23 protein-coding genes are annotated in these 21,831 nt (G+C 61.4%); 10 read left to right on the top strand and 13 right to left on the bottom strand.

Annotated features, from left to right (window positions below):
- Positions 1-46: 46 nt before the first annotated feature.
- Both rpsA and cmk read right to left on the bottom strand, forming a co-directional pair.
- Positions 47-1,717: a 30S ribosomal protein S1 gene (rpsA, locus tag I6L36_RS00195; RefSeq protein ID WP_010675001.1), complete on the bottom strand. Its 1,671-nt coding sequence runs from the start codon at positions 1,715-1,717 to the stop codon at positions 47-49.
- Between the two features lie 93 nt (positions 1,718-1,810).
- Positions 1,811-2,503, bottom strand: coding sequence for a (d)CMP kinase (gene cmk / locus I6L36_RS00190; protein WP_010675002.1), 693 nt, complete (start codon positions 2,501-2,503; stop codon positions 1,811-1,813).
- Between the two features lie 263 nt (positions 2,504-2,766).
- Here cmk and ribA point away from each other — a divergent pair, with 263 nt between their 5' ends.
- Positions 2,767-3,360: a GTP cyclohydrolase II gene (gene ribA / locus I6L36_RS00185; protein ID WP_010675003.1), complete on the top strand. Its 594-nt coding sequence runs from the start codon at positions 2,767-2,769 to the stop codon at positions 3,358-3,360.
- 66 nt (positions 3,361-3,426) lie between these two features.
- Here the strand turns inward: ribA and I6L36_RS00180 are convergent, their stop codons facing one another.
- Positions 3,427-4,329 (bottom strand): LysR family transcriptional regulator, encoded by a 903-nt coding sequence (locus I6L36_RS00180; RefSeq protein ID WP_109112336.1) that lies wholly within the window; start codon positions 4,327-4,329, stop codon positions 3,427-3,429.
- Between the two features lie 93 nt (positions 4,330-4,422).
- Here I6L36_RS00180 and I6L36_RS00175 point away from each other — a divergent pair, with 93 nt between their 5' ends.
- Positions 4,423-5,676: an MFS transporter gene (locus I6L36_RS00175; RefSeq protein ID WP_109112335.1), complete on the top strand. Its 1,254-nt coding sequence runs from the start codon at positions 4,423-4,425 to the stop codon at positions 5,674-5,676.
- Here the strand turns inward: I6L36_RS00175 and I6L36_RS00170 are convergent.
- The 5 genes from I6L36_RS00170 to I6L36_RS00150 all read right to left on the bottom strand — a co-directional run bounded on the left by I6L36_RS00170 (position 5,661) and on the right by I6L36_RS00150 (position 11,577).
- A complete protein-coding gene (locus tag I6L36_RS00170) occupies positions 5,661-6,215 on the bottom strand; it encodes a VOC family protein (protein ID WP_039038695.1) in 555 nt (184 codons plus the stop codon). The genes I6L36_RS00175 and I6L36_RS00170 overlap by 16 nt on opposite strands.
- Entirely contained in the window at positions 6,209-6,973 is a 765-nt protein-coding gene (locus tag I6L36_RS00165) for a hypothetical protein (protein WP_010675007.1), read from the bottom strand. Before I6L36_RS00165 ends, I6L36_RS00170 begins: the two co-directional genes overlap by 7 nt.
- Before the next feature lie 153 nt (positions 6,974-7,126).
- Positions 7,127-7,852 (bottom strand): oxygen-insensitive NADPH nitroreductase, encoded by a 726-nt coding sequence (gene nfsA / locus I6L36_RS00160; RefSeq protein WP_109112334.1) that lies wholly within the window; start codon positions 7,850-7,852, stop codon positions 7,127-7,129.
- A gap of 67 nt (positions 7,853-7,919) precedes the next feature.
- Entirely contained in the window at positions 7,920-9,482 is a 1,563-nt protein-coding gene (locus I6L36_RS00155) for an AbgT family transporter (protein ID WP_109112333.1), read from the bottom strand.
- A 154-nt stretch (positions 9,483-9,636) separates the two neighbouring features.
- Positions 9,637-11,577 (bottom strand): bifunctional diguanylate cyclase/phosphodiesterase, encoded by a 1,941-nt coding sequence (locus I6L36_RS00150; protein ID WP_039038812.1) that lies wholly within the window; start codon positions 11,575-11,577, stop codon positions 9,637-9,639.
- 148 nt (positions 11,578-11,725) lie between these two features.
- On the opposite strand from I6L36_RS00150, the gene I6L36_RS00145 reads away from it, so the two are divergent.
- The 4 genes from I6L36_RS00145 (at position 11,726) to I6L36_RS00130 (ending at position 15,008) form a co-directional block, all read left to right on the top strand.
- Positions 11,726-12,448, top strand: a complete 723-nt coding sequence (locus I6L36_RS00145; RefSeq protein ID WP_309295379.1) for a DUF2982 domain-containing protein — start codon at positions 11,726-11,728, stop codon at positions 12,446-12,448.
- A gap of 82 nt (positions 12,449-12,530) precedes the next feature.
- Entirely contained in the window at positions 12,531-13,475 is a 945-nt protein-coding gene (locus I6L36_RS00140) for a LysR family transcriptional regulator (RefSeq protein WP_201922162.1), read from the top strand.
- A gap of 46 nt (positions 13,476-13,521) precedes the next feature.
- On the top strand, positions 13,522-14,544 hold the full coding sequence (locus tag I6L36_RS00135) for a response regulator (RefSeq protein ID WP_041211557.1): 1,023 nt from the start codon (positions 13,522-13,524) through the stop codon (positions 14,542-14,544).
- 32 nt (positions 14,545-14,576) lie between these two features.
- Positions 14,577-15,008 (top strand): PAS domain-containing protein, encoded by a 432-nt coding sequence (locus I6L36_RS00130; RefSeq protein WP_039038700.1) that lies wholly within the window; start codon positions 14,577-14,579, stop codon positions 15,006-15,008.
- A gap of 63 nt (positions 15,009-15,071) precedes the next feature.
- Here I6L36_RS00130 and ltaE read toward each other — a convergent pair whose 3' ends face one another.
- The 3 genes from ltaE to I6L36_RS00115 all read right to left on the bottom strand — a co-directional run bounded on the left by ltaE (position 15,072) and on the right by I6L36_RS00115 (position 17,365).
- The gene (gene ltaE / locus I6L36_RS00125; protein ID WP_109112990.1) at positions 15,072-16,088 is read right to left on the bottom strand and encodes a low-specificity L-threonine aldolase; all 1,017 of its coding nucleotides are present in this window, start codon (positions 16,086-16,088) and stop codon (positions 15,072-15,074) included.
- Positions 16,089-16,174: 86 nt separating this feature from the next.
- Positions 16,175-16,882 (bottom strand): short-chain dehydrogenase, encoded by a 708-nt coding sequence (locus I6L36_RS00120; RefSeq protein ID WP_039038702.1) that lies wholly within the window; start codon positions 16,880-16,882, stop codon positions 16,175-16,177.
- Between the two features lie 75 nt (positions 16,883-16,957).
- The gene (locus tag I6L36_RS00115; RefSeq protein ID WP_042016637.1) at positions 16,958-17,365 is read right to left on the bottom strand and encodes a transcriptional regulator; all 408 of its coding nucleotides are present in this window, start codon (positions 17,363-17,365) and stop codon (positions 16,958-16,960) included.
- Positions 17,366-17,531: 166 nt separating this feature from the next.
- Here I6L36_RS00115 and I6L36_RS00110 point away from each other — a divergent pair, with 166 nt between their 5' ends.
- Complete coding sequence (locus I6L36_RS00110; protein ID WP_109112991.1) at positions 17,532-18,431, top strand: aldo/keto reductase family oxidoreductase; 900 nt, start codon at positions 17,532-17,534, stop codon at positions 18,429-18,431.
- A 69-nt stretch (positions 18,432-18,500) separates the two neighbouring features.
- Here I6L36_RS00110 and I6L36_RS00105 read toward each other — a convergent pair whose 3' ends face one another.
- Together I6L36_RS00105 and I6L36_RS00100 are read right to left on the bottom strand one after the other, a co-directional pair.
- Positions 18,501-18,746 (bottom strand): RNA-binding protein, encoded by a 246-nt coding sequence (locus I6L36_RS00105; protein ID WP_254052429.1) that lies wholly within the window; start codon positions 18,744-18,746, stop codon positions 18,501-18,503.
- Between the two features lie 245 nt (positions 18,747-18,991).
- Positions 18,992-19,534, bottom strand: coding sequence for a hypothetical protein (locus I6L36_RS00100; RefSeq protein ID WP_045524448.1), 543 nt, complete (start codon positions 19,532-19,534; stop codon positions 18,992-18,994).
- 174 nt (positions 19,535-19,708) lie between these two features.
- Between I6L36_RS00100 and mepA the strand changes: the two genes are divergently transcribed.
- The 3 genes from mepA to I6L36_RS00085 are packed head-to-tail and all read left to right on the top strand — an operon-like array spanning position 19,709 to position 21,825.
- A complete protein-coding gene (gene mepA, locus I6L36_RS00095; protein ID WP_041215028.1) occupies positions 19,709-20,452 on the top strand; it encodes a penicillin-insensitive murein endopeptidase in 744 nt (247 codons plus the stop codon).
- 42 nt (positions 20,453-20,494) lie between these two features.
- On the top strand, positions 20,495-21,100 hold the full coding sequence (locus tag I6L36_RS00090; RefSeq protein WP_201922165.1) for a LemA family protein: 606 nt from the start codon (positions 20,495-20,497) through the stop codon (positions 21,098-21,100).
- Complete coding sequence (locus tag I6L36_RS00085; RefSeq protein ID WP_109113263.1) at positions 21,097-21,825, top strand: YgcG family protein; 729 nt, start codon at positions 21,097-21,099, stop codon at positions 21,823-21,825. Before I6L36_RS00090 ends, I6L36_RS00085 begins: the two co-directional genes overlap by 4 nt.
- Positions 21,826-21,831 lie beyond the last annotated feature (6 nt).

The following is a 21,831-nucleotide window of genomic DNA, read 5'->3' as shown; positions in this document are numbered from 1 at the left end:
AGATAAAAAAGGGCGGCGCAATGCCGCCCTTTTCTTGCATCAAGGATTACTCACCCTTGGCGGCTTTGAACGCTTCCATCATGGCATTGCTGAACACAACTTCTTCTTGTTGGTTCAGGCTGTCGATGGCAACACGCTCATCAGCCTCGTCCTTGGCACGGACAGACAGGCTTACGGTGCGGTTCTTGCGATCAACGCCCATGAATTTGGCTTCAACTTCGTCACCAACAGACAGCACCAGAGTGGCGTCTTCTACACGGTCACGAGCAGCGTCGGAGGCACGCAGGTAGCCTTCTACGCCGTCAGCCAGTTCGATCACGGCACCCTTGGCATCAACCTCGGTAACCTTGCCCTTCACAATAGCACCTTTCTTGTTGTCAGACAGGTACTTATTGAACGGGTCTTCTTCGATCTGCTTGACGCCCAGGGAGATGCGCTCACGCTCCGGGTCCACTTGCAGAACAACGGCTTCGATTTCGTCGCCCTTCTTGAATTCACGCACGGCTTCTTCGCCCTGGTTGTTCCAGGAGATGTCAGACAGGTGAACCAGGCCGTCGATGCCGCCATCCAGACCGATGAAGATACCGAAGTCAGTGATGGACTTGATCTTGCCGGAAACACGGTCGCCCTTGGCGTGAGTTTCGGCAAACAGCTGCCACGGGTTGGATTTGCACTGCTTCAGACCCAGGGAGATACGACGACGCTCTTCGTCGATGTCCAGAACCATCACGTCAACCACGTCGCCAACGTTGACAACCTTGGACGGGTGGATGTTCTTGTTGGTCCAATCCATCTCGGATACGTGTACCAGGCCTTCCACGCCTTCTTCGATTTCAACGAAGCAGCCGTAGTCGGTCAGGTTGGTCACGCGGCCAGACAGACGGGTGGTCTCCGGGTAACGCTTGGCGATAGCAACCCAGGGATCTTCGCCCAGCTGCTTCAGGCCCAGGGATACACGGGTACGCTCGCGGTCAAACTTCAGAACCTTGACAGCGATCTCGTCGCCAACATTGACGATTTCGGAAGGATGCTTAACGCGCTTCCACGCCATGTCGGTGATGTGCAGCAGGCCGTCAACACCGCCCAGATCTACGAATGCACCGTAGTCGGTCAGGTTCTTGACGATACCCTTAACTTCTTGACCTTCTTGCAGGTTGGCCAGCAGGCTTTCACGCTCGGAGGTGTTCTCGGTCTCGATCACGGCACGACGGGAAACCACAACGTTGTTGCGCTTCTGGTCCAGCTTGATGACTTTGAACTCGAGTTCTTTGTTTTCCAGGTGAGCGGTGTCACGGATCGGACGCACGTCAACCAGAGAACCCGGCAGGAAGGCACGGATGCCGTTCAGCTCAACGGTGAAACCACCCTTGACCTTGCCGTTGATGATACCGATAACGGTAGCTTGCTCTTCGTAAGCTTTTTCAAGCTGCAGCCAGGCTTCGTGGCGCTTGGCTTTTTCGCGGGACAGCTTGGTTTCGCCGAAACCATCTTCGATAGAGTCCAGAGCCACGTCAACGGAGTCACCTACGTTGATTTCCAGCTCGCCCATGGCGTTCTTGAATTCTTCAGCCGGGATAGCAGACTCGGATTTCAGACCAGCATCAACCAGTACGAAACCGTTCTCGATAGCAACGACAGTGCCCTTGACGATGGAACCTTGACGGGTTTCAACGGCGTTCAGGGACTCTTCAAAGAGTTGAGCAAAAGATTCGATCATTGTTTATGTCACAAATGAAACATCCACTTGCAATCCGGCACAAGCGGGGTTGTTTTAAATTATCTGCGCCATCCTTGGTGCAGACGACTGACATCAGTTTGCGCTGACATCACCAAGTTGTTGCTCTGCATAGGCAAGCACCGTTGCCAGCACTTCATCTATGGTCATGGACGTTGAGTCTACAACAAGAGCATCTTCCGCGGGTTTCAGGGGGGCAACGGCGCGATTTCTGTCGCGATCGTCACGTTCCCGAATCTCGGTTAAAAGACGCTCAAAGTTAACATCAAAGCCCTTATCTTGCAACTGCTTATAGCGGCGCTGTGCCCGCTCCTCGGCGCTGGCGTCGAGGAAAATCTTCACATCCGCCTCGGGGAAAACCACGGTGCCCATGTCGCGACCGTCGGCGATGAGACCGGGGGCCTGGCGGAATGCACGCTGACGGCGCAGCAGGGCTTCACGTACCCGGGGAAACGCCGCGATTTTGCTGGCCGCGTTGCCCACTTCTTCAGTACGAATGGTACGGGAAACATCCTCCCCTTCGAGGATCACCTTGACCAGCGCCCCTTCTACCTGGAATTGCACATCCAGATTGGCGGCCAGGGGAACCAATGCGGCTTCGGAATCGAGCTCCACATCGTGATGCAGGGCTGCCAGGGAGAGCACCCGGTAGATGGCACCGGAATCGAGCAGGTGCCAGCCCAGTTTTTCAGCCAGCAACTGGCACAAGGTGCCTTTTCCTGCTCCACTTGGGCCATCAATAGTCATCACGGGGGCCATCTGAGCCATAACGTTTCTCCTGCGCACTCGGCATCTTGACTGGTTGCACACATCCCTGTCGGGATGGGGTAATGGGCGCCGATTATACCCGAATGCGCCGTCGCTGGCAGTTGTCAGGGCACACAATTGCGCAAAAGTCGTCGCGATTGCACCTATTCTGACCAATCGGGTTAACCCACTTCTCACGCAAGGTTTTGTTCTTATGGTTGTTCCGAACAATGCGCGCTAAACTGGCCGCCCTTTTTTAAGCAGCTGTAGTCAGGAGCAACCATATGAGCAGCGTTACCCTCGTGGCCAAATCCAAGTTGCCGACCCCCTGGGGCACTTTCACGCTGGTTGGTTTTCAGGAAACCGGCACGGGCAAGGATCATGCCGCGCTGGTGATGGGCGATATCGCAGACGGCGAACCCGTGCTGGGACGCATTCATTCCGAGTGTCTGACCGGGGATGCCCTGTTCAGTCTGCGTTGTGACTGCGGCTTCCAATTGCAGGCCGCTCTGGAAAACATCGCCAAGGCGGGCCGCGGCGTCCTGCTGTATGTCCGTCAGGAAGGGCGAGGCATCGGCTTGCTCAACAAGATCCGGGCCTATCATCTGCAGGATCAGGGGGCCGATACCGTGGAGGCCAACGTGGCGCTTGGCTTTGCCGCCGACATGCGTGACTACACCATCTGCGCCGACATGCTCAAGGCGCTCGAGGTCAAGTCCCTGCGCCTGATGACCAACAACCCGCGCAAGTTGAAGGCGATGGAATCCTTTGGCATCCCGGTGGCGGAGCGCGTGCCCCTTCAGGAAGGTCGCAATCCCCACAACGAGTTTTATCTCTCCACCAAGGCAAACAAGCTGGATCACCTGTTCAAGAAATAAGGTTGCATCCACCTTGTCAGCATACGCCTCCAGATTGGAGGCGTTTTTATTGGTGATACCACTGAATCATTCAGTATCTGTAGCGTAATGATTAGACACATCCCCTTGCGCCAGCAAAAAATCCCGCAATGCCCGGTTCGCCATGGAGAGCGGATCCCCCCGTCGCCAGGCTACGCAGAGATCCAGGAAAATAGGGGGTGAAAAAGGGATGCCGGTGAGGGCCGGCTCCTCTTCCAGCGCCATGCGCAGGAAGGTGGTCACGGCGAATCCCTGACGCACCACCGCCTTGAGCAGCGGGATGAGATTGCTTTCGAACGCGATGTCAGGCTCTACCCCCAGCCCCTGCGCCAACACTTCCATGTGTTCCCTGTGGTAGAAGCCTCGCCGGAACATGGCGAGCTCCTGGCCGAAGAACTGTGGCAGCGAGACCGACTCAGCGCCGCGCAGGGGGTGCTCCTCCCCCACCACCATCAGCATCTCTTCCCGCAGCAGTTGCGCCCCCTCGAGGGCCGGTGGCAGATCGCTGGTGATGAGGATGGCGAGATCCAGACTGCCATCCACCATGCGGCTGAGCAGCTCCCGGGTGCCCGCCTCCTCCACCCGGATCTTCAAGCCGGGGTAGCGATGCTTGAACGCCATCAGGATTGGCGGGAAGTAATAGGATCCCATCATGTAGGGGATGCCGATGCGCACCTCCCCCCGCTCCAGCCCCTTGAGCTCGGCCATCTCGGCCTCGGCCTGGTGCATCTGGCGCAGCAGCCGTTCGGCGTGGCGACAGAGGACCTCTCCCTCCGGGGTGAGGCGCACGCTGCGGTCCTGCCGGTCAAACAGCCGCAGATCGAGCTGCTGCTCCAGCTTGGCGATGGCCATGCTGACGGCAGGCTGGGCTACGTTCAGCCCCTGGGCCGCCCTGGTGAAGGAGCCGGCATCGCGCACCGCCAGCAGGTATCCGAGCTGTTTCAGATCCATATCAATTTCACTTATCAGGGTAATAACTTAAATATATTATATTTATACGTTTCGTCGCACTACCCTGCACAAAAGTCGTCGGGACAACTCCATATGATCGAAGTAGGCAGTCGCGAATGGATACGCGCCACCCTGGCCCTCAGCCTGGGTTCCTTCCTGGTATTCCTCAATCTCTACCAGACCCATCCCCTGCTGCCGCTCCTGGCAGAGGTCTTCTCCGTCAGCGCCCTGTCCGCCAGCTGGACGCTGGCAGGCTGCACCGCAGGGCTTGCAGGCTCCCTGCTCGTCTGTGCCCGTCTGGCTGATCGGTTCGGACGGCGGCGGATCATGCTGTGGACCCTGGCGGCCGCCATCCTGCTCTCCCTGTGCATCCCCTGGGTCACCCACTTTGATGTGCTGGTGAGCCTGCGCATCCTGCAAGGCGTCCTGCTGGCAGGGCTGCCCGCCACCGCCATTGCCTACATGGGGGAAGAGTTCAGCAAACGTGCCCTCATCGTAGCCGTCGGCGTCTATATCGCGGCCAACTCCCTGGGGGGCATCGCGGGCCGGGTGGTCGGCGGTCTGCTGGCTGGCTGGTTTGGTGACTGGCAGCACACCTTCCTCGGTATCGGGATCATCAGCCTCGCCCTGCTGCCACTGGTTATCTGGCTGCTGCCCGCCCAGCGCTGCTTCGTGGCCGTGGAGGCAGCGCCTGGGCAACTGCGCCGCGCCATCCAGAGCCACCTTGGCAACCCCTTGCTGGTGGGGGCCTATCTCATCGGCGGCCTCAACTTCATGGTCTTCCTGAACCAGTACAGCTATCTCACCTTTCTGCTGGCCAAGGCCCCCTTCTCCCTGCCGACCCAGTGGCTCGGCATGCTGTTTCTGACCTACCTCACCGGTACCGTCGCCTCTTCACTGAGCGGCCGCGGGGCCAATCGCTGGGGAGCACAACGCCTGCTGCTGGCAGGAATAACCTTGATGGCACTCGGCAGCCTGGCCCTGTTGCAGGGGAGCCTTGTCGCCATCATCGGGGGATTGCTTGTCTCGAGCTTTGGCTTCTTCCTCGCCCACGCCTGTGCCAGCGCCTGGGTCGGCCAGCACGTGGAGCACAACCGGGCGCTCGCCTCGTCGCTCTATCTGGTGGGGTACTACCTGGGAGCCAGTCTGGGCGGGCTTTATCTGCATCCCTTCTGGGAGCAGGGGGGGCTCTGGGGTCTGGTACTCGGCATCGAGCTGGTGTTGATGATCACCGCGGGGTTGAGCCTCTGGCTCGGTCACTTGAAAGGACGTGTGGCGCCCGCTTGTGCGTTGACGCCACAGGGTCAGGCTCCCGTCAACGGGCCCTCCCCTCACAGACCGTCATAATAGTCCGCCGGTACCGGCACTACGGCGCCGGTGCACAGCTCTTCGTCTATCACCTCGTCAAGCGAGCGCAGATGAAACTTGATCTGCCCAGAAGGCAGCATCAATCCTATATCCGGGTTGCGTCCGTCATCGATGTTGCCGGTCTTGAAGGGGACATCGGGATGCGTCGCCACCAAGGCCGTGAGCGAGGGCACCACCAGCTCGATATGTTCGAGCCCGGCCTGATGGCTTCGGCCCGCCTTGGGGGCGGCCAGTTCGATGCAGGGGACAGTCACCTGCTCCCAGCAGACGGGCTGGTGCAGGCGATAGGTGGCGATGGGACGCCCGCCTATCATCCCCTCCACCAGCAAGACTCCGTGGGCGGCCAGCACCGCTTTCAACTCCAGATATTCCGGCAGGGTGGCAGCGCGGTAGCAGAGGTGATCCACCACGGGGGAGCCATTGACTCCCATGACGGCACGCATTTCCGTGAGCAGTTGGCAAACAAATGGGGCCATGGGCCCCAGTGTGGAATCCAGGGGATGTGACATGATCACCATTTCTTCTTGGGTTGGAACAGGACGTCCAGTTCGTCCGTCTCTTTGTCCTTGATGTTTTGCAGCTCCTTCTCGCTGTGCTGCTGCAGGTGTTCTTCCAGCTGGCGCATCCCCTGACGCATGTCCTCTTCCCGCGCCAGCAGGTAGGGATCCTTGTCGGTGACATTGGCCAGCGCCCCCAGCCCCTTGGTGTAGAGCTGGCGGCAGGTGCCGTACTGCCCCTGGATCTGGGCATCCATGGCCCGCTTGAGCAGGTTGGCGATGTTGATCTTGAGCTGCATCAGCTCGAGGCGGCGATCCTCCTGGGCAAAGCCCTGGGGATCTATCTTGCCCTTGTTGTGCTCGACCCGCAGCACGGCCCGCATCTTCTTGGCCAGTTGCAGCATCTGGATGGCCTGGCGGTCGGACTCCGGCGTCTTGAAATGTCCCTCGTCCTGGCTGCTGTAGTTCTCCTGCACGTTCTTGATCTGGAGCTGGACGTCGGCGATGCGCTGCTTGACCTGCGCATTGGGCATCACCAGCGCGATGGCGCGGTAGGCATCCAGGATCCGGTGTTGCAACAGCAGCACCATGTTTTTGGAAAAGGGCACCAGGTTGACGTTCAGCAACACCTCTTCAGTCTCGTCTGCCACCGCCTTGTGACGGGCAATGGCCTGGCGCTTGTCCGATTCGGCCTTCTGCTTGTATTGCTGCACCACGTTATAGGCGATGACCAGAAACAGGAGTGCGCCGATTGACAGCAATATCAGGGTTAAAATCATAGGGTGTTCACACTCCAGTCCCAATCCAATTGCGAGATCCTACAACAGCTTAGCCTCATAGGGTAGCGCCCAGATCCCGTATTGCCTCACAAGAACGCTCGCAGGCGGTGACCGCATCCGGTGCGTCATGCTCCATATCGCCCGCCGCCCCCATTACTTGAGGCAAAAACCCTTCGACTGCAGGAATCCCAGCATGAAGGGCCTCGCCTCCTTGCCCAGGATCCCCCTGATCTCTCCGCTCCAGGTCTGATCCTTGTTGTTGCTGCTGCGGGCCTGGTAGTAGTCGTGGATCTGCCCGTCATACCGGGCCAGCAGGGCGCGGTCCAGGGTGGCAGGATAGCGGTTCTCGTGCACCACCAGCGCCCGGGGCAGCCGCGGTTTTTGCTCCGGCCGCTGGGCGGGATGACCCAGGCAGAGGCCAAACAGCGGGATCACCTGATGGGGCAGACCCAGCACCTCACTCACCTCGGCCGGATTGTTGCGAATGCCGCCGATATAGACCCCCCCCAGCCCAAGTGACTGGGCCGCCAGCAAGGCATTTTGCGCCATCAGGGCGCCATCGATGGCCCCGATCATGAGCTGCTCCACAAAGCCGGTGCGGGCCTCCGGCACTATCTGGCTGTGACGATGGTAGTCGGCGCAAAACACCAGAAACTCCGCCGCCTCGACCACATAGGCCTGATGGCCGGCCAGCTCCGCCAGGGTGGCCCGCAGCCCCTTGTCGGTGACCCGGATGATGCTGTTGGCCTGGAGGAAGCTGGAGCTTGCGGCGCTCTGGGCGGCGCTCAGGATCTGATCCAGCTGCTCTGCGCTGACGGGCTCTGGGGTGAACTGGCGAATAGAGCGATGGGAAAGAATGAGATCGATGGTCGGGTTCATGGTACCTCCGGGATGAAGGCCACACTCTACCCAAAAAAAGCGGGGGGCCCAAGGCCCCCCGTCACCCTCAAGGGGCAGGATAGACATAGGGGGCCTGCAACCCAAGCGGGAACCCCAGCGCCCAGTAGAGCAGCAGGAAGCCCGTCCAGCTCACCAGGAAGGCCAGGGAGTAAGGCAGCATCATGGAGACCAGGGTGCCGATGCCTGTGCTCTTTACATACTGCTGGCAATAGACCACCACCAGGGGGAAGAAGACCATCAGCGGGGTGATGATATTGGAGGCGGAATCCCCCACTCGATACGCGGCCTGAGTCAGCTCGGGCGAGATCCCCACCGCCATCAGCATGGGCACCAGGATGGGGCTGATGAGGGCCCACTTGGCGGAGGCCGAACCCACCACCAGGTTGACGGTGGCCGTCAGCAGTATGATGCCGACGATGGTCACCTCTCCCGGCAGCGCCAGGGCGTGAAGCACCTCGGCACCGGAGAGCGCCAGCAGGGTACCGAGGTTGGAATCCCCGAACGCCTTGATGAAGAGGGCGCAGAAGAAAGCCATCACCATGTAGGAGCCCATCTTGTTCATGGTGGCCGACATGGCGTCGATCACATCCTTGCCGCTCTTGAAGCTGCCGGCGACAAAGCCGTAGACGATCCCAGGCAGGATGAAGAGCAGGAAGATGAGGGGCACGATGGACTTCATCACCGGTGCGGCGAAGGTGGTGAGGGAACCGTCCGGTGCCCGCATCGGCGAGTCGCCGGGGGCCAGCGCCAGCCCCAGCAGCACCACGGCCGCCAGCATGGCGAACCCGGCCCAGTTGAAGGCCCGGCTTTCCTGGGCGCTGTAACGACCCATCTCGTCGGCGCTCTCCAGATCCTCGTTGAGGGGCACTTGCTTGAGGCGCGGCTCGACAATCTTCTCGGTGACAAACCAGCCCACGCAGATGATCAGCAAGGAAGAAGCACCGGTGAAGATGATATTGCACAGGGTGTTGACCATGTAGTCAGGGTCGAACAACTGGGCTGCAGACTGGGTGAAACCCTGAAGCAGCGCATCCCCGCCGGAGGGCAGGAAGTTGGCGGCAAATCCGCCGGAAACCCCGGCAAAGGCTGCGGCAATCCCCGCCAGCGGGTGGCGACCCGCTGCATGGAAGATGATGCCGCCAATGGGGATCACCAGCACATAGCCCGCATCGGCGGCGGTATGGCTGACGATGGCCACCAGGATCAGCATGGGGGTCAGAAAGCGTGCCGGCGTCACCTTGAGCAGCTTCTTGAGCCCGGTGTTGATGAAACCGGACTGTTCAGCCACCCCGACCCCCAGCATGGCCACCAGCACGATGCCAAGGGGAGCAAACCCGGTGAACGTGGTGACCATGCTGGCGAGAAAGTCCGCCAGCCCTGCCCCAGTCAAGAGGTTGTTGATGACCACGGCCTCTCCGGTGCGGGGATTGACCAGATCGAAGGAGAACTGGGAGCCTATCCAGGAGCCGACCCAGACGATCAGCAAGGCATAGAGGAAGAGCATGGCGGGATCGGGCAGCTTGTTGCCCGCCTTCTCCACCCCGTTCAGAAAGCGGTTCAACCAGCCGTTGGGAGGGGCCGGACGCTCGTTCACTGTAGCTTGACTCATTATGGTGATACTCCATTACCAAGGAATGAGCGCGCATACTAGCGATAACGTCTAATGGATCCCATGATATGAGACAAAAATTCGATTAATTATGTTTAATTTGGCATCTCGCACTTCATAAATGGGAGATGCCGCACATTTATCGACAACTTGCTCAATGGTTTGCGAGGGGATAGCGGCCCAGCCGGCACTGTACTGCGAACCCCGCCGCCGCCACCTCTTCCGGTGTCATGGGACGGCTGAACAGAAATCCCTGGAAGACATGGCAACCCTGGGTCTGCAGGGCCGCGAGCTCGTGCTCCTCCTCCACCCCTTCCGCCAGGATCCCGAGCCCCAGACTGGTGGCCATGGCCACCGTCGCCCGGATCACCGGCAGGTTGAGCCCCACCACGAAGGAGCGGTCCAGCTTGATGGTGTCGATGGGCAACCGGTTGAGGTAGGCAAGCGACGAGTACCCCGTCCCGAAGTCGTCGATGGCGATCTTGATCCCCTGCTCGCTCAGGGCGTCGAGGATCTCGATGCACCCCTTCATGTCGAGCATCAGCACCGTCTCGGTCAGCTCCAGGGTCAGCAGCGCCGCCTCCACCGAGAATGCCTCGAGCAGTTGGGCCACCAGCTCCGGCAAACTGGCAGAGAGCTGGAAGCCCGAGAGATTGACCGACACCGGCACCCTCACCCCGTCCTGTCGCTGCCACTCCCCCATCTGGGCCAATGCGGTGGAAAGCACCCAGCTTCCAATTTCCCGGATGAGCCCCATCTCTTCGGCCAGCGGAATGAACTCCGCCGGCGACACATGGCCGAGCACGGGATTGTACCAGCGTACCAGGGCCTCGAAACCGATGACCCGACCTTGCGCCACATCCACCTGGGGCTGATAGCGCAGGCTGAGCTCCCCCCGACCGACGGCCTTGGCCAGAAACTGCTTGAGGGTCAGCTTGCGATGCAGGCTTTGCTGCATGCTGGGGGTGAAGCGCTGCCAGCGAAGCCGCCCCATCTGCTTGGCCTGGTACATGGCCATGTCGGCACGGGTGATGAGGTTGTCGCCGTCATCCGCGTCGTCCGGGTAGATGGCGATGCCGATGCTGCCGCCGATGGTGACCTCGGGGACACCGCTCAGCTGCAGTGGCTTGCTCATCTGGGAGAGCATGAGATCCGCCACCTCCTGGGCCCGATCGCTCGCCTGGTTGAGGGGCACCAGGGCGGTGAACTCGTCCCCGCCAAGGCGCGCCAGCTCCACGTCCCGCGGGCAGATCTGCTTGAGCCGTCCGGCGACCCGCTCCAGCAGGCGATCCCCGGCCTTGTGGCCGTAGTTGTCATTGACCAGCTTGAAGTTGTCCAGATCCATGAACACCAGGGCAAAGCGCCCCCCGAGGCCGCAATAGGCTTCCAGGGATTTCATCAGGCCGTAGCGGTTGAGCAGCCCGGTGAGGGAGTCGTGCCAGGCCAGGTGGCGATGCTCCAGCTCTTCGAGCTTGCGATCCGTGATGTCCCGCATGGTCAGCAGGATCCGTGCCCCCTGCTGGATATGGCGAAACTGGTACTGGAACCAGCGCATCCCCTTCTGGGTGCGACACTCCCCTTCAGCCACCACTTCGTCCAGACGGGAGAGGCGACGATAGAAGGCCTCGTCCGCACCGGAGAAGATCTGGGGCAGCGTCAGAATGCCGGTGCCAAAGCACATGTCGAAGTGATGGTTGCCGCTCTCGAGGCGCCCCTCGTTGTCAAAGAGACAGGCCAGGGTGTCGCCGGTGGCGAGGGAGGACTCCTGATAGAGGGTGTCGGCATCGATGACCGCTTCCGCCATCATCATCTGCCGTCCAGCAAGCTGGATCCCGGAAAGACGCAGATAAACCTGCTTCTTGACCCCCTTGGGCGAGAGGGTCCACCACTCGTTGTAACTGCGCTCCTGCTGGAAATCGCCGAGATAGCGCTGCAGCAGCAGATCGATGGCGGCGGCCATGTCGGCGGAGAAATCCCGGGACTTCAGCTCGGCCAGGGAGCTCGCCTCCCAGAGCCCGAGGGCAGCATCGTTGGCCCAGTAAATATGATGACGCTGGATGTCATAGACCCAGACAGGCGTGTGGAGGACATCCATCACGGTGAGCAGGCGTTCGTCTAGCGTATTCATGTTGAGTGATGATTCATGCTGAAAGCTCATGGTCGAACCAGTCGCTTGCGCCCCCTGACAGGAGCATTCACGCTGGTACAAAATCCGTTCCGGCCCATAATCGGATAACAAACGGATGAAAAAAGGCCGAAATCATATGAAAACGCTACATGTGATCCCCATGGTACGAAGAAATGGACTCACACTGGTATTGTTGGGCATGGTGATAACCATTGCTATGATTTTTATACTTTTTTTTCTTCGTGAACAACTACTAATCCCCGCCATTTCCCTCCTCCTCGTGGGCCTGATGACAATTCTTGTCGGGGTTTGGAAACTGGGTGAGCCTCATTTTAGTCTCTCTTTGTGTCAGGACTGCCTGCAATACCATCACAAGTACGGCGGCTGGATCCTGAAATGGAGAAATATTCAGCGAATTGACCAACCACGTATCCATTTGGGGTGGGATCTGGTGGAGCTGCCCTACATCGGTTTGAAAATAAAGGATTACGACGCTTTTTTGACGCTGATCACACCCCGGCTCGCCGTCCGTCTGCTGACCGAGCAGCGCGCCGTGCTGATGCAGGCCATGCGAAGCGAGCGCTCCGACTGCCCGACCGGAGGGTGCGGCAGTGGGCTCCTGGGAGAGGGACTGCTGGAGGAGAGCCGCTTCTGCTCACCCTCCGGCCAGCGCTATGAGGGGGTGATCGCCATGCTCGGCAACCGCATGGCACGGCTGCGTGATTTGCTGGGGTACGATCTGCTGGTGCCCGACAACAGCCTGGACAGATCCCCGGAAGATTTCGTCCATCTGCTCCAGCAATACCAGCGCGAGTCGAATCTAATCCAGATCAATTAAACGCCGGATTGCGCTTGCCAAGCCCGGTGACTCTTCATAAGGTCACTGGCTTGTTACAGCCAGAACACCCCCTAAAACCGCTATGAAGTACATCGAAGAGTTCTATCTGTTCGTCAAGGTGGTGCAAGAGGGCGGTTTCTCCCACGCCGCCGCTGCGCTGGGCATGCCGACCGGCACCATCAGTCGACGTATCTCCCAACTGGAAGAGCAGCTCGGATGCAGCCTGCTGCACAGATCCACCCGCAAGCTGCGTCTCACGGACGAAGGGCTGCGCTATTACGAGCGCCTCTGTACCCCCCTGGCAGAGATAGAGCAGGCCACCGGCGAAATCCGGGGTGAGGAGACGGACATCAGCGGCCTCATCCGCCTCGCGGCCCCCATCGCCCTCTCCAACACCATCCTGGTCGACATGCTGGCGGACTTCGGCCTGCGCTATCCCGGGGTACAGTTCGACATCCGCCAGTCCAACGATCATGCCCTCCAGGCGGATCAGGACAGGGACCTGGTCTTTTTCAACGGCGAGCTTCCCCAGACCCTGCCCAACGCCCTCTGTCTGGGTTACATCCAGTACGGTCTGTTCGCCTCCCCCCTCTATCTGGAGAAGATGGGTGTGCCCTCCCACCCGACCCAGCTGGAAGAGCACGATCTCATCTACTGCTGGCCCCACCAGCACTGGCAACTGAGCGGGCGGGACGAACAGACGGTCTGCATCAAGCGCACACCCCGCCTTTGCATCGACCAGACCCAGGCCGCCGTGCGGGCAGCCCAACGCCACCTCGGCATCGTCAACGCCCCGCAGCACTATGTGCACCCCTTCCTGCAAGATGGTCAGCTCGTCCCCGTCCTGCCGGACTGGCAGTCGGGAAAACGTCCCTTCTACATGCTCCATTGCCAACCCCGGTTCACCCCGTTGCGTGTTAAGATGTTCGCCGATTTCGTCGAGAAACATTCCGAGCGCTATCGCACCCGTCAGCAGAACGATCAATTTTCACCGGCGCAGCCGCTGCCCGTTGCATCTGACGGCTGATGACCCACACTTAGCGCAATCCTCGTTGCACAGGTCGGCTAACACTATGAATGTATTGATATGTGATGACTCCGGGTTCGCGCGCAAACAGCTGGTGCGCGCCCTGCCCGCCGATTGGGGTGTCACCTTGCACCAGGCCGCGGACGGACTGGAAGGGGTCGAGCAGATCCTGATGGGGCACGGGGACCTGATCTTTCTCGATCTCACCATGCCGGAGATGGACGGATATGGCGTGCTCGAGACCCTCAAGCGAGAAGGGGTGCGCAGCAAGGTGATCGTGGTCTCCGGCGACATCCAGCCGGAAGCCCATGAGCGTGTCATGGCCCTTGGCGCCCTCGATTTCATCAAGAAGCCGGCCTCCCCGGACACCCTCCTTGCCTTGCTCAAGCGCCACGGACTGTGGCAATCGGCCACCCAGGTGACGGCCATCCAGCCCCAGCCCGTCGCCAGCCACCAGGCTGCCCAGAGCAGCATCCAGTTCACCCCCGAGCTGCGGGATGTCTATCAGGAGCTGGCCAACGTCGCCATGGGCCAGGGGGCGGATCTGCTGGCCCGCCTGCTCGGCGCCTTCGTGCTGCTCCCCATCCCCAACGTCAACGTGCTGGAGGTCTCCGAGCTGCACATGGCGCTCTCGGCCGCCGCCGAGTCGGAGACGCTCTCTGCGGTCTGTCAAGGCTTCATCGGGGCCGGGATCGCCGGGGAGGCCCTGCTGCTGTTCCACGATGCCAGCTTCCAGGACCTGGCCCGCCTGATGAACCATCAGGGGGAGCTGGATCACGGCGCCGAACTGGAACTGCTGATGGACACCGCCAACGTGCTGATCGGTGCCTTCCTGCGCGGCTACGCCAACCAGCTCGACACCCCTTTTAGCCAGGGTCACCCCGTGGTGCTGGGCCAGCACAGGCCCATTCAGGATCTCATTCGGACCAACCAGAGCCGCTGGCGCCGCACTCTGGCCATCGAGATCAACTATCGGGTGCAGGGCTATGCGGTGCAGTGCGATCTCTTGCTGCTGTTTACCGAAGATTCCATCGCCACCATGAACAACAAGATCATGCACATGCTCTGACCGCCCCGCGGCAGCAACCACCAGGAGTGACCATGGACATTCGGGAATTTCATTGGCTGATGAACATCGTCCAGAATCTGGACGTGGGGCTGGTCGTGCTCGACAGGGAGTACCGGATCCAGGTGTGGAACGGCTTCATGGAGAGTCACAGCGGCCGGCTGGCAGGCGAAGTGCGCGATCAAGGGCTGTTCTCGCTCTTCCCCGATGTGGACAAGGCCTGGTTCGAGCGCAAGGCCAACATGGTGTTCAAGCTCAACAACCGTGCCTTCAGCACCTGGGAGCAGCGCCCCTACCTGTTGCGCTTCTCCAACTACCGCCCCATCACGGGATCAGCCCCCTACATGTACCAGAACCTGACCCTGGTGCCGCTGGCCGACTTCGCCGGAGAGGTCACCCACCTGGCCATCATGATCTATGACGCCACCGACGAGGCCATGCTGATCACCGGCCAGCGCCAGGGATGACCGACCCTGCCATGACAACAAGGGCGCCCGATGGCGCCCTTGTTGTTGCGATGGGGAATGGCGTCAGCCACTCAGGTACTCGGTGAAGGCGTCGATCACCTCGTCGATGTCATCGTCGGTGATCTGCAGGTGGGTCACCAGCCTGAGCTCCCCGTAGCCGGAGAAGAGAATGCCGCGCTCCTTCATGAAACCCAGCAAGGTGGCGGGATCCCCCTGGGTCAGGCGCAGGAACACCATGTTGGTCTGCACCTCCCCCATGTTGAGTGCGATGCCTGGCAACGCGGCCAGCCCCTCTGCCAGACGCCTGGCGCGGCGATGATCATCCGCCAGCCGGGCAACGTGCTGATCCAGCGCGAACAGGGCGGCCTGGGCCAGGATCCCTCCCTGGCGCATGCCGCCCCCCAGCATCTTGCGCAGCCGTCTGGCGCGGGCGATGAACGCAGCCGATCCCACCAGCAGGGACCCCACCGGTGCCCCCAATCCCTTGGAGAGGCAGACAGAGATGCTGTCAAAAGGCGCCGCGATGGCGGCTACCGGCTCCCCGCTCGCCACCACCGCATTGAAGAGGCGAGCCCCGTCCAGGTGCAGCTTCAACCCCTTCTCGTCGACGAATTCGCGCATGGCGCGCAGGTAGGTCAATGGCAGCACCTTGCCGTTATGGGTATTTTCCAGGCAGACGAGGCGCGTCTGGACGAAATGGGGATCATCGGGAGCGATGGCCCCCCGCACATCCTCAATGGCCAGGGTGCCGTCCGCCTGCATGGGGACGGATTGCAGGGCCACCGAGCCCAGCACGGCAGAGCCCTGGGCCTCGTAGCGATAAATGTGGGAAGCCGCCCCCAGCACGGCCCCTTCCCCACGCTGGCAGTGACTCATCATGGCCAGCAGGTTGGACATGGTGCCGGAGGGCACGAACAGGGCCGCCTCCTTGCCCAGCATTTCGGCGCCGCGGCGCTCCAGCGCATTGATGCTGGGATCTTCCCCATAGACATCGTCTCCCACCTCGGCATGCAGCATGCTCTGGCGCATGGCTTCCGTGGGTTGGGTCACGGTATCACTTCGTAAATCGATATAGCGCATGTCATCCTCCTGATGCAGGACGATGACATTAACCAGCCGACACCCGGCTGGCAAGAAACGGCAACCGGGAATGTGAGCCCGGCGGCTCACCAGGGCAGCGACTGACCCTGCAGATCCACGAAACGGCCCGAGTGCGCGGGCGTCAGTGTGGCCATCAGATCCAGCAGGCGGACGGCGACCTCGGCGGGATCCTGCAGCAGGGCGGGATCCATCTCCTGAAGAAAAGGTTGCTGCATGGGGGTATTCATGAGGCCGGGATGCACGGTGATGACACCGGCGCCGGGAAAACGTCCGGCCCACTCACCCGCCAGGATCCGGGATCCCATGTTGAGGGCGGCCTTGCTCATGCGGTAGCTGTAATGGCACATGGCCTCCTGGCCCCCCTCCTCCAGGCTTCCCGCCCGATCCGAGAGGGTGCAGAGCCAGAGCGTGCTCTGGGGCATCATGCGCCGGCTCAGATTGGCACCAAGGGCCAGGTGGGGCCAGGCATTGGCCAGCAGACTCTCTTCGAGCCATTGGGGGGTCACCTCCTCCACCCGCCGCTCCGGCATGTGGGCAAGATCATGGAGCAGGCCTATGGTGTTGATCACCACCGTCGGCAGGGTGGTGCTGTCATAGAGGGTGAAGAGGGCTTCAAAGGAGAGCGAGTCCACTTCCTGCAGCGGAAAGTAGCAGGCGGGATCCAGCCCCCTGGGCAGTTGCCTGCCCGCCAGCAACCACTCTTCTCCCCGTCTGGCCAGCTCCCGTGCCAGCGCACTGCCCAACCCGCCACTGCCCAGGATCAGATAGCTCATCTGCGTGTCCTTGGATTTGATCACTGCTTAGAGGGTATCAGAAGAATGGCGGACTGCCGGGAGCCCCCGTCAGGCTCAGGCCTCGGCTAGATGGCGCCCAAACTCCCGCGCCCGGGCCAGGTCCAGAAAACCGTCCGCCTGCTTGTGGCTGCGCAGGAACTGGTAATAGGCGAGCAGGGTCACCAGTTGCTCCTCGTCCGGCATGGGCTTTCCCGGACGGGTCTCCTGCACCAGCGACCCCGCCGCCGCCAGCGCGTCCCTGTCCACCACCTCGGCCTGACGATAGAGATACCCGCAACCGGTGGCGAGCCACTCCAGCGAGCAGTTGGCCCCCATGGCAATCTGGTTCGCCTTGCCAAGGCCGGGCTCGGCCCCTTTCAGATACTTGCGGATCAGGGCTTCACTCAACCCCACCTTGCGGGCAAAGGCGCTCACGCTCCCCTCCCCAATAAGGCTTTGCAGCCTGGCGGCAAATCCTTCCATCACCCCTTCTCCTCTCACTGACACCGGGATCTTGACCCGTCGGAGTCAGAACCATAGTTCGAATTCGCGAAGGGGGCATTATTGCCTTGTCCGCCGGAAGAGACCAAGATGCTGGCACATGATTTTGCCCCTTTCTTTTCGCATTGTTATCTCCAGAGGAGTCACCATGTCCGTATCCCGTCTGGCCCTGCATGAGCAAGGCCCCACCTTCTCCCGCCTCATCATGGGCTACTGGCGCCTGATGGAGTGGCAGCTCTCCCCCACCGCCCTGCTGGACCTGATGAAATATCACCTTGATCTCGGGGTCACCACCATCGATCACGCCGACATCTACGGTGGCTACCAATGCGAGGAGGCCTTCGGCCATGCCCTGCGCCTGGAACCCTCCCTGCGCGATCGCATGGAGATCGTCAGCAAGTGCGGCATCGCCCTCACCGCCAATCCGGCCCACGCCCTGAATCACTACAACACCGGCAAGGGACACATCGTCGCCAGTGCCGAAGCCTCCTTGCAAAAGCTCGGCACCGATCATCTGGATCTGTTGCTGATCCATCGCCCCGACCCCTTGATGAACGCCGACGAGGTGGCCGACGCCTTCATCACCCTCAAGCAGGCAGGCAAGATCAAGCACGCCGGGGTCTCCAACTTCACGCCCCACCAGTTCGCCCTGCTGCAATCCCGCCTGCCCTTCCCCCTGGTCACCAACCAGCTGGAGATCTCCCCGCTCCATCAGGAGGGGACGCTGGATGGTGCCCTGGATCAATGCCAGCAACTGCGCATCAAGCCCATGGCCTGGTCCTGCCTTGGCGGCGGGCGGCTGTTCCATGCCCCCGAATATGCCCCGCTGCGGGCGGAACTCGAGCAGATCCGCCAGGAGGTGGGCGCCGACTGTCTGGAGCAGGTGGTCTACGCCTGGGTGATGATGCTGCCGAGTCAGCCGCTGCCCCTCATCGGCTCCGGCAAACGGGAGCGGATCGCCGCCGCCGTGGCAGCCGAGTCCATTGAGCTCACTCGCCAGCAGTGGTTCCGCATCCGCAAGGCCGCTCTGGGTTATGACGTTCCCTGAGTCTGCACCAGACCCTGAAAACAAAAACGGCATGGAGGATTCCATGCCGTTTTCCGTTATCGAGACGATTCAACGATGGCGCTGGGGGCGACCACGGGGTGCATCCGTCTTCGGTTTGGCCTGATTGACCGTGATGGTGCGGCCGCCGACCTCGGTGCCGTGCAACTCGGCGATGGCCTTCTCGGCCTCACCATTGACCGGCATTTCAATGAAACCAAACCCCTTGGACTGACCGGTATCGCGGTCGATGATGATATCGACCTTGTCTATCTGCCCAAATTGGCTGAACACGGTTGTCAGTTCGTCGGCCGTCATCCGGTACGACAGATTACCTACGTAAATCTTCATGCCATCCACTCTCGATTCAAGGTGCCTTATCTATGCATCCACCGACCTGGGAGTAAGGGCACAACCCCCCTGCCGGACCAGCCACGGCATCATGCCATGGCACTTCCAGCTTCGTATCCCAAGTCCTTGATCTCTTGGGCTATCGGAGCAGGAAAGATCAAATCGAATCAGAGGCAGTATCTGAGCATTGGGATGAATTGTCGAGAAAATAGTCAGGCTGGGTGCAGCTCGGCCAGCAATGTACCGAGGGCACGACGCCCATGCCAGGCACGTTTGAACCCGAATCGATAGACCCCGGGGGCCACTTCGTGAGTCCCTTCCCGAGACAACCCGAGCAGGCTGGTGGCCGTCGCCAGGGTCACCTCATCCAGCCCGAGATCCAGGCTGAAATCGAGCCACTGGCCATCGTGTCCCACCTTGCGATCCCGCTCCATGCCCACCAGCACGGCTCTGGGCAGCGCCAACGCCCGGTCTTCGCCACCATTGAGCAGATAGAGATGGCGTTCATCCCAGGCAAGCTCCGCCAGACGCCAGCGCTGCCAGTTGCGCGGCAACACCATCATCACCAGCACGATGCCGCCAAAGACCACCCCGACCCAGGGCAGCAGGCCCATGTCGGGATATCCCAGCCAGAGGGCGGCCACCACAGTGGCGAGACTCGCCAGCAACAGGCAGATCATGACCCCGTAAAACCGCCGGGCCGGGGGCATCAGCCAGCTCACGTTCTCTTGCGCTGCCAGCTCACTGACTCTCATCTTCTCTTCTCCTTCTGTGATGCGAACGGCCTTGCCGTCGCTGCGTTGCCGCGCATTGTGCGCGAGCGACGCGCCGCGATGCAACCGCCACCGCGACACGGATGACGGCCAGCGGCCACTCTTGGTATGCTTGGGGCTGTCTGAGCCCGCACTGGGCGCCATCCCGGGAGTCCCATGTTCGCCACCGCCCTGCTCTTGTCCGCGAGCACACTCTATGCCGAGGCCATCGGCGGCTACTCCGCCGGCTGCCTGAAAAATGCCGTGGCCCTGCCCCTCGAAGGTCCTGGTTATCAGGTGATCCGCACCAAACGGCTGCGCTATTACGGTCACCCCGACCTCATCCATTACCTGCAGCATCTGGCCAACCAGACCAGACTGGCCGGCATGCCGGATCTCTATATCGCCGACCTCGCCATGATGCACGGGGGGCCCTTTACCTCAGGTCATCGCAGCCACCAGACCGGCCTGGATGCCGACATCTGGTTCAGGATGGCTGACAGACCCATCAGCCGCTGGGAACAGGATGCCCCCAGGGAGTGGGCGCTAATCGACGAACCCAGCTACCGGATGCTGCCCGGCCGATTCGGCCCCAGGCAGCTCAATCTGCTGCGCCTTGCGGCCGATCGCCCCGAGGTGGCGCGTATCTTCGTCAACCCCGTCATCAAAGCCGAGGTGTGCAAACAGGCACCCGGTGAAGCCTGGGTCGGCAAGCTGCGCCCCTGGGTCGGCCACTTCAGCCACTTTCACGTGCGCCTGCGCTGCCCGGCAAACAGTCCGGACTGCCAGCCCCAGGCTCCCATTCCCCCCGGCAATGGCTGTGGGGAGGAGCTGGCCTCCTGGCTCAAGGACAAACCCCAGCTGCCCAAGGTGTCGATGAGCTACCGCGCCCCCCTCTTACCCAGGCGTTGTGAGGGCTGACCACAAGCTGTTATGGTGAACCTATTTCCGAGAGAAATATCAATGGAGAACAACAAGATGGCCACTTCACTCTGGCAGCGTGGTACCCGTGCCCTGCTGACCCTGACCCTGCTGCTGGGTTTGACCGGCTGCGGCATGAACACCATTCCGACCCTGGATGAGCAGGTCAAGGCGAGCTGGGGACAGGTCGAGAACCAGTACCAGCGCAGGGCCGATCTCATTCCCAACCTGGTGGCCACCGTCAAGGGGTACGCCAGCCACGAGCAGGAGACCCTCAAGGCTGTCACCGATGCCCGTGCCCGAGTCGGCAGCGTGCAGGTGAGTGACCCCTCCCAGCTCAAGGCGTTCGAGGCGGCGCAGGAGCAGCTCTCCAGCGCCCTCTCCCGGCTGATGGTAGTGGTCGAGCGCTACCCGGAGCTGAAGGCCGATCAGCAGTTCCTGACCCTGCAGGCCCAGCTGGAAGGCACCGAGAATCGCATCGCGGTGGCCAGACGGGATTACATCGAGGCAGTACGCCAGTTCAATACCGAGATCCGTACCTTCCCCGGGGTCATCTGGTCCAAGCTGCTTTACTCCGATCTGGAAGCCAAACCCACCTTCAGCGCCAAACCCGGTGCCGATGAGGCGCCCAAGGTCAGCTTCCAATGAACGTGATGAGACACTGGCTGGCGCTCTGTCTGCTGCTCTGTGCCACGGCGCTGCATGCCGCCCCCGATTTCCCGGCCCTGACCGGGCGGGTGGTGGACGAGGCCAATCTGATGTCCCGCAAGCAGGCCCACCAACTCGCACAGCAACTGGCCGTCTTCGAGAAGCGCAGCGGCGTCCAGCTGGTGGTGGTCTCCATCGACACGCTGGCGGGGGATACCATCGAAGAGTACGGCTACCAGCTCGGTCGCCACTGGGGCATCGGCCAAAAAGGCAAGAACAACGGCGTGCTGCTGATCATCGCCCAGGACGAGCGCAAGGTGCGCATCGAGGTGGGTTATGGCCTGGAAGGTGCCCTGCCCGACGCCATCGCCGCCAATATCATCCAGACCCGGATCCTGCCCGCCTTCAAGCGCGGTGACATGGTGGCCGGCATCCTCGCCGGCAGCCAGGGCATCATGCAGGCCCTGGCCGGGGAGTATCAGCCCGTGGACCACGCCAGCAAGGCCGACAAGCAGGGAGGTCCCTGGCTCTTCATCCTGGTGGTGATTGCGATGATCGTGCTGCACAACCTGCGCGGCGGCGGCGGTGGGCCGGGAGGACGTCGCCGGGCCGCCTACATGGCCGGTGGATTCGGTGCCGGCTCCTTTGGCGGCCGCACTGGCGGTGGTGGTTTCAGTGGTGGCGGCGGCAGCTTTGGCGGCGGCGGTGCATCTGGCGGTTGGTAATCAGGG

The organism is Aeromonas sp. FDAARGOS 1406 (assembly GCF_019048565.1).
Classification (GTDB): domain Bacteria; phylum Pseudomonadota; class Gammaproteobacteria; order Enterobacterales; family Aeromonadaceae; genus Aeromonas; species Aeromonas caviae.
The sequence above is the reverse complement of the archived record's forward strand: the minus strand, read 5'-3'. Positions and strand labels throughout refer to the sequence as shown.

Coding starts and splice junctions, on each gene's coding strand:
- rpsA (WP_010675001.1), bottom strand. CDS start 1,717: ATGATCGAATCTTTTGCTCAACTCTTTGAAGAGTCCCTGAACGCCGTT.
- I6L36_RS00165 (WP_010675007.1), bottom strand. CDS start 6,973: ATGATTTTAACCCTGATATTGCTGTCAATCGGCGCACTCCTGTTTCTG.
- ltaE (WP_109112990.1), bottom strand. CDS start 16,088: ATGCGCTATATCGATTTACGAAGTGATACCGTGACCCAACCCACGGAA.
- nfsA (WP_109112334.1), bottom strand. CDS start 7,852: ATGAACCCGACCATCGATCTCATTCTTTCCCATCGCTCTATTCGCCAG.
- I6L36_RS00140 (WP_201922162.1), top strand. CDS start 12,531: ATGAAGTACATCGAAGAGTTCTATCTGTTCGTCAAGGTGGTGCAAGAG.
- I6L36_RS00180 (WP_109112336.1), bottom strand. CDS start 4,329: ATGGATCTGAAACAGCTCGGATACCTGCTGGCGGTGCGCGATGCCGGC.
- ribA (WP_010675003.1), top strand. CDS start 2,767: ATGAGCAGCGTTACCCTCGTGGCCAAATCCAAGTTGCCGACCCCCTGG.
- I6L36_RS00155 (WP_109112333.1), bottom strand. CDS start 9,482: ATGAGTCAAGCTACAGTGAACGAGCGTCCGGCCCCTCCCAACGGCTGG.
- I6L36_RS00110 (WP_109112991.1), top strand. CDS start 17,532: ATGTCCGTATCCCGTCTGGCCCTGCATGAGCAAGGCCCCACCTTCTCC.
- I6L36_RS00105 (WP_254052429.1), bottom strand. CDS start 18,746: ATGACGGCCGACGAACTGACAACCGTGTTCAGCCAATTTGGGCAGATA.
- I6L36_RS00145 (WP_309295379.1), top strand. CDS start 11,726: ATGAAAAAAGGCCGAAATCATATGAAAACGCTACATGTGATCCCCATG.
- I6L36_RS00085 (WP_109113263.1), top strand. CDS start 21,097: ATGAACGTGATGAGACACTGGCTGGCGCTCTGTCTGCTGCTCTGTGCC.
- I6L36_RS00170 (WP_039038695.1), bottom strand. CDS start 6,215: ATGGTGATCATGTCACATCCCCTGGATTCCACACTGGGGCCCATGGCC.
- I6L36_RS00115 (WP_042016637.1), bottom strand. CDS start 17,365: ATGGAAGGATTTGCCGCCAGGCTGCAAAGCCTTATTGGGGAGGGGAGC.
- mepA (WP_041215028.1), top strand. CDS start 19,709: ATGTTCGCCACCGCCCTGCTCTTGTCCGCGAGCACACTCTATGCCGAG.
- I6L36_RS00120 (WP_039038702.1), bottom strand. CDS start 16,882: ATGAGCTATCTGATCCTGGGCAGTGGCGGGTTGGGCAGTGCGCTGGCA.
- I6L36_RS00130 (WP_039038700.1), top strand. CDS start 14,577: ATGGACATTCGGGAATTTCATTGGCTGATGAACATCGTCCAGAATCTG.
- cmk (WP_010675002.1), bottom strand. CDS start 2,503: ATGGCTCAGATGGCCCCCGTGATGACTATTGATGGCCCAAGTGGAGCA.
- I6L36_RS00100 (WP_045524448.1), bottom strand. CDS start 19,534: ATGAGAGTCAGTGAGCTGGCAGCGCAAGAGAACGTGAGCTGGCTGATG.
- I6L36_RS00150 (WP_039038812.1), bottom strand. CDS start 11,577: ATGGATGTCCTCCACACGCCTGTCTGGGTCTATGACATCCAGCGTCAT.
- I6L36_RS00090 (WP_201922165.1), top strand. CDS start 20,495: ATGGAGAACAACAAGATGGCCACTTCACTCTGGCAGCGTGGTACCCGT.
- I6L36_RS00135 (WP_041211557.1), top strand. CDS start 13,522: ATGAATGTATTGATATGTGATGACTCCGGGTTCGCGCGCAAACAGCTG.
- I6L36_RS00175 (WP_109112335.1), top strand. CDS start 4,423: ATGATCGAAGTAGGCAGTCGCGAATGGATACGCGCCACCCTGGCCCTC.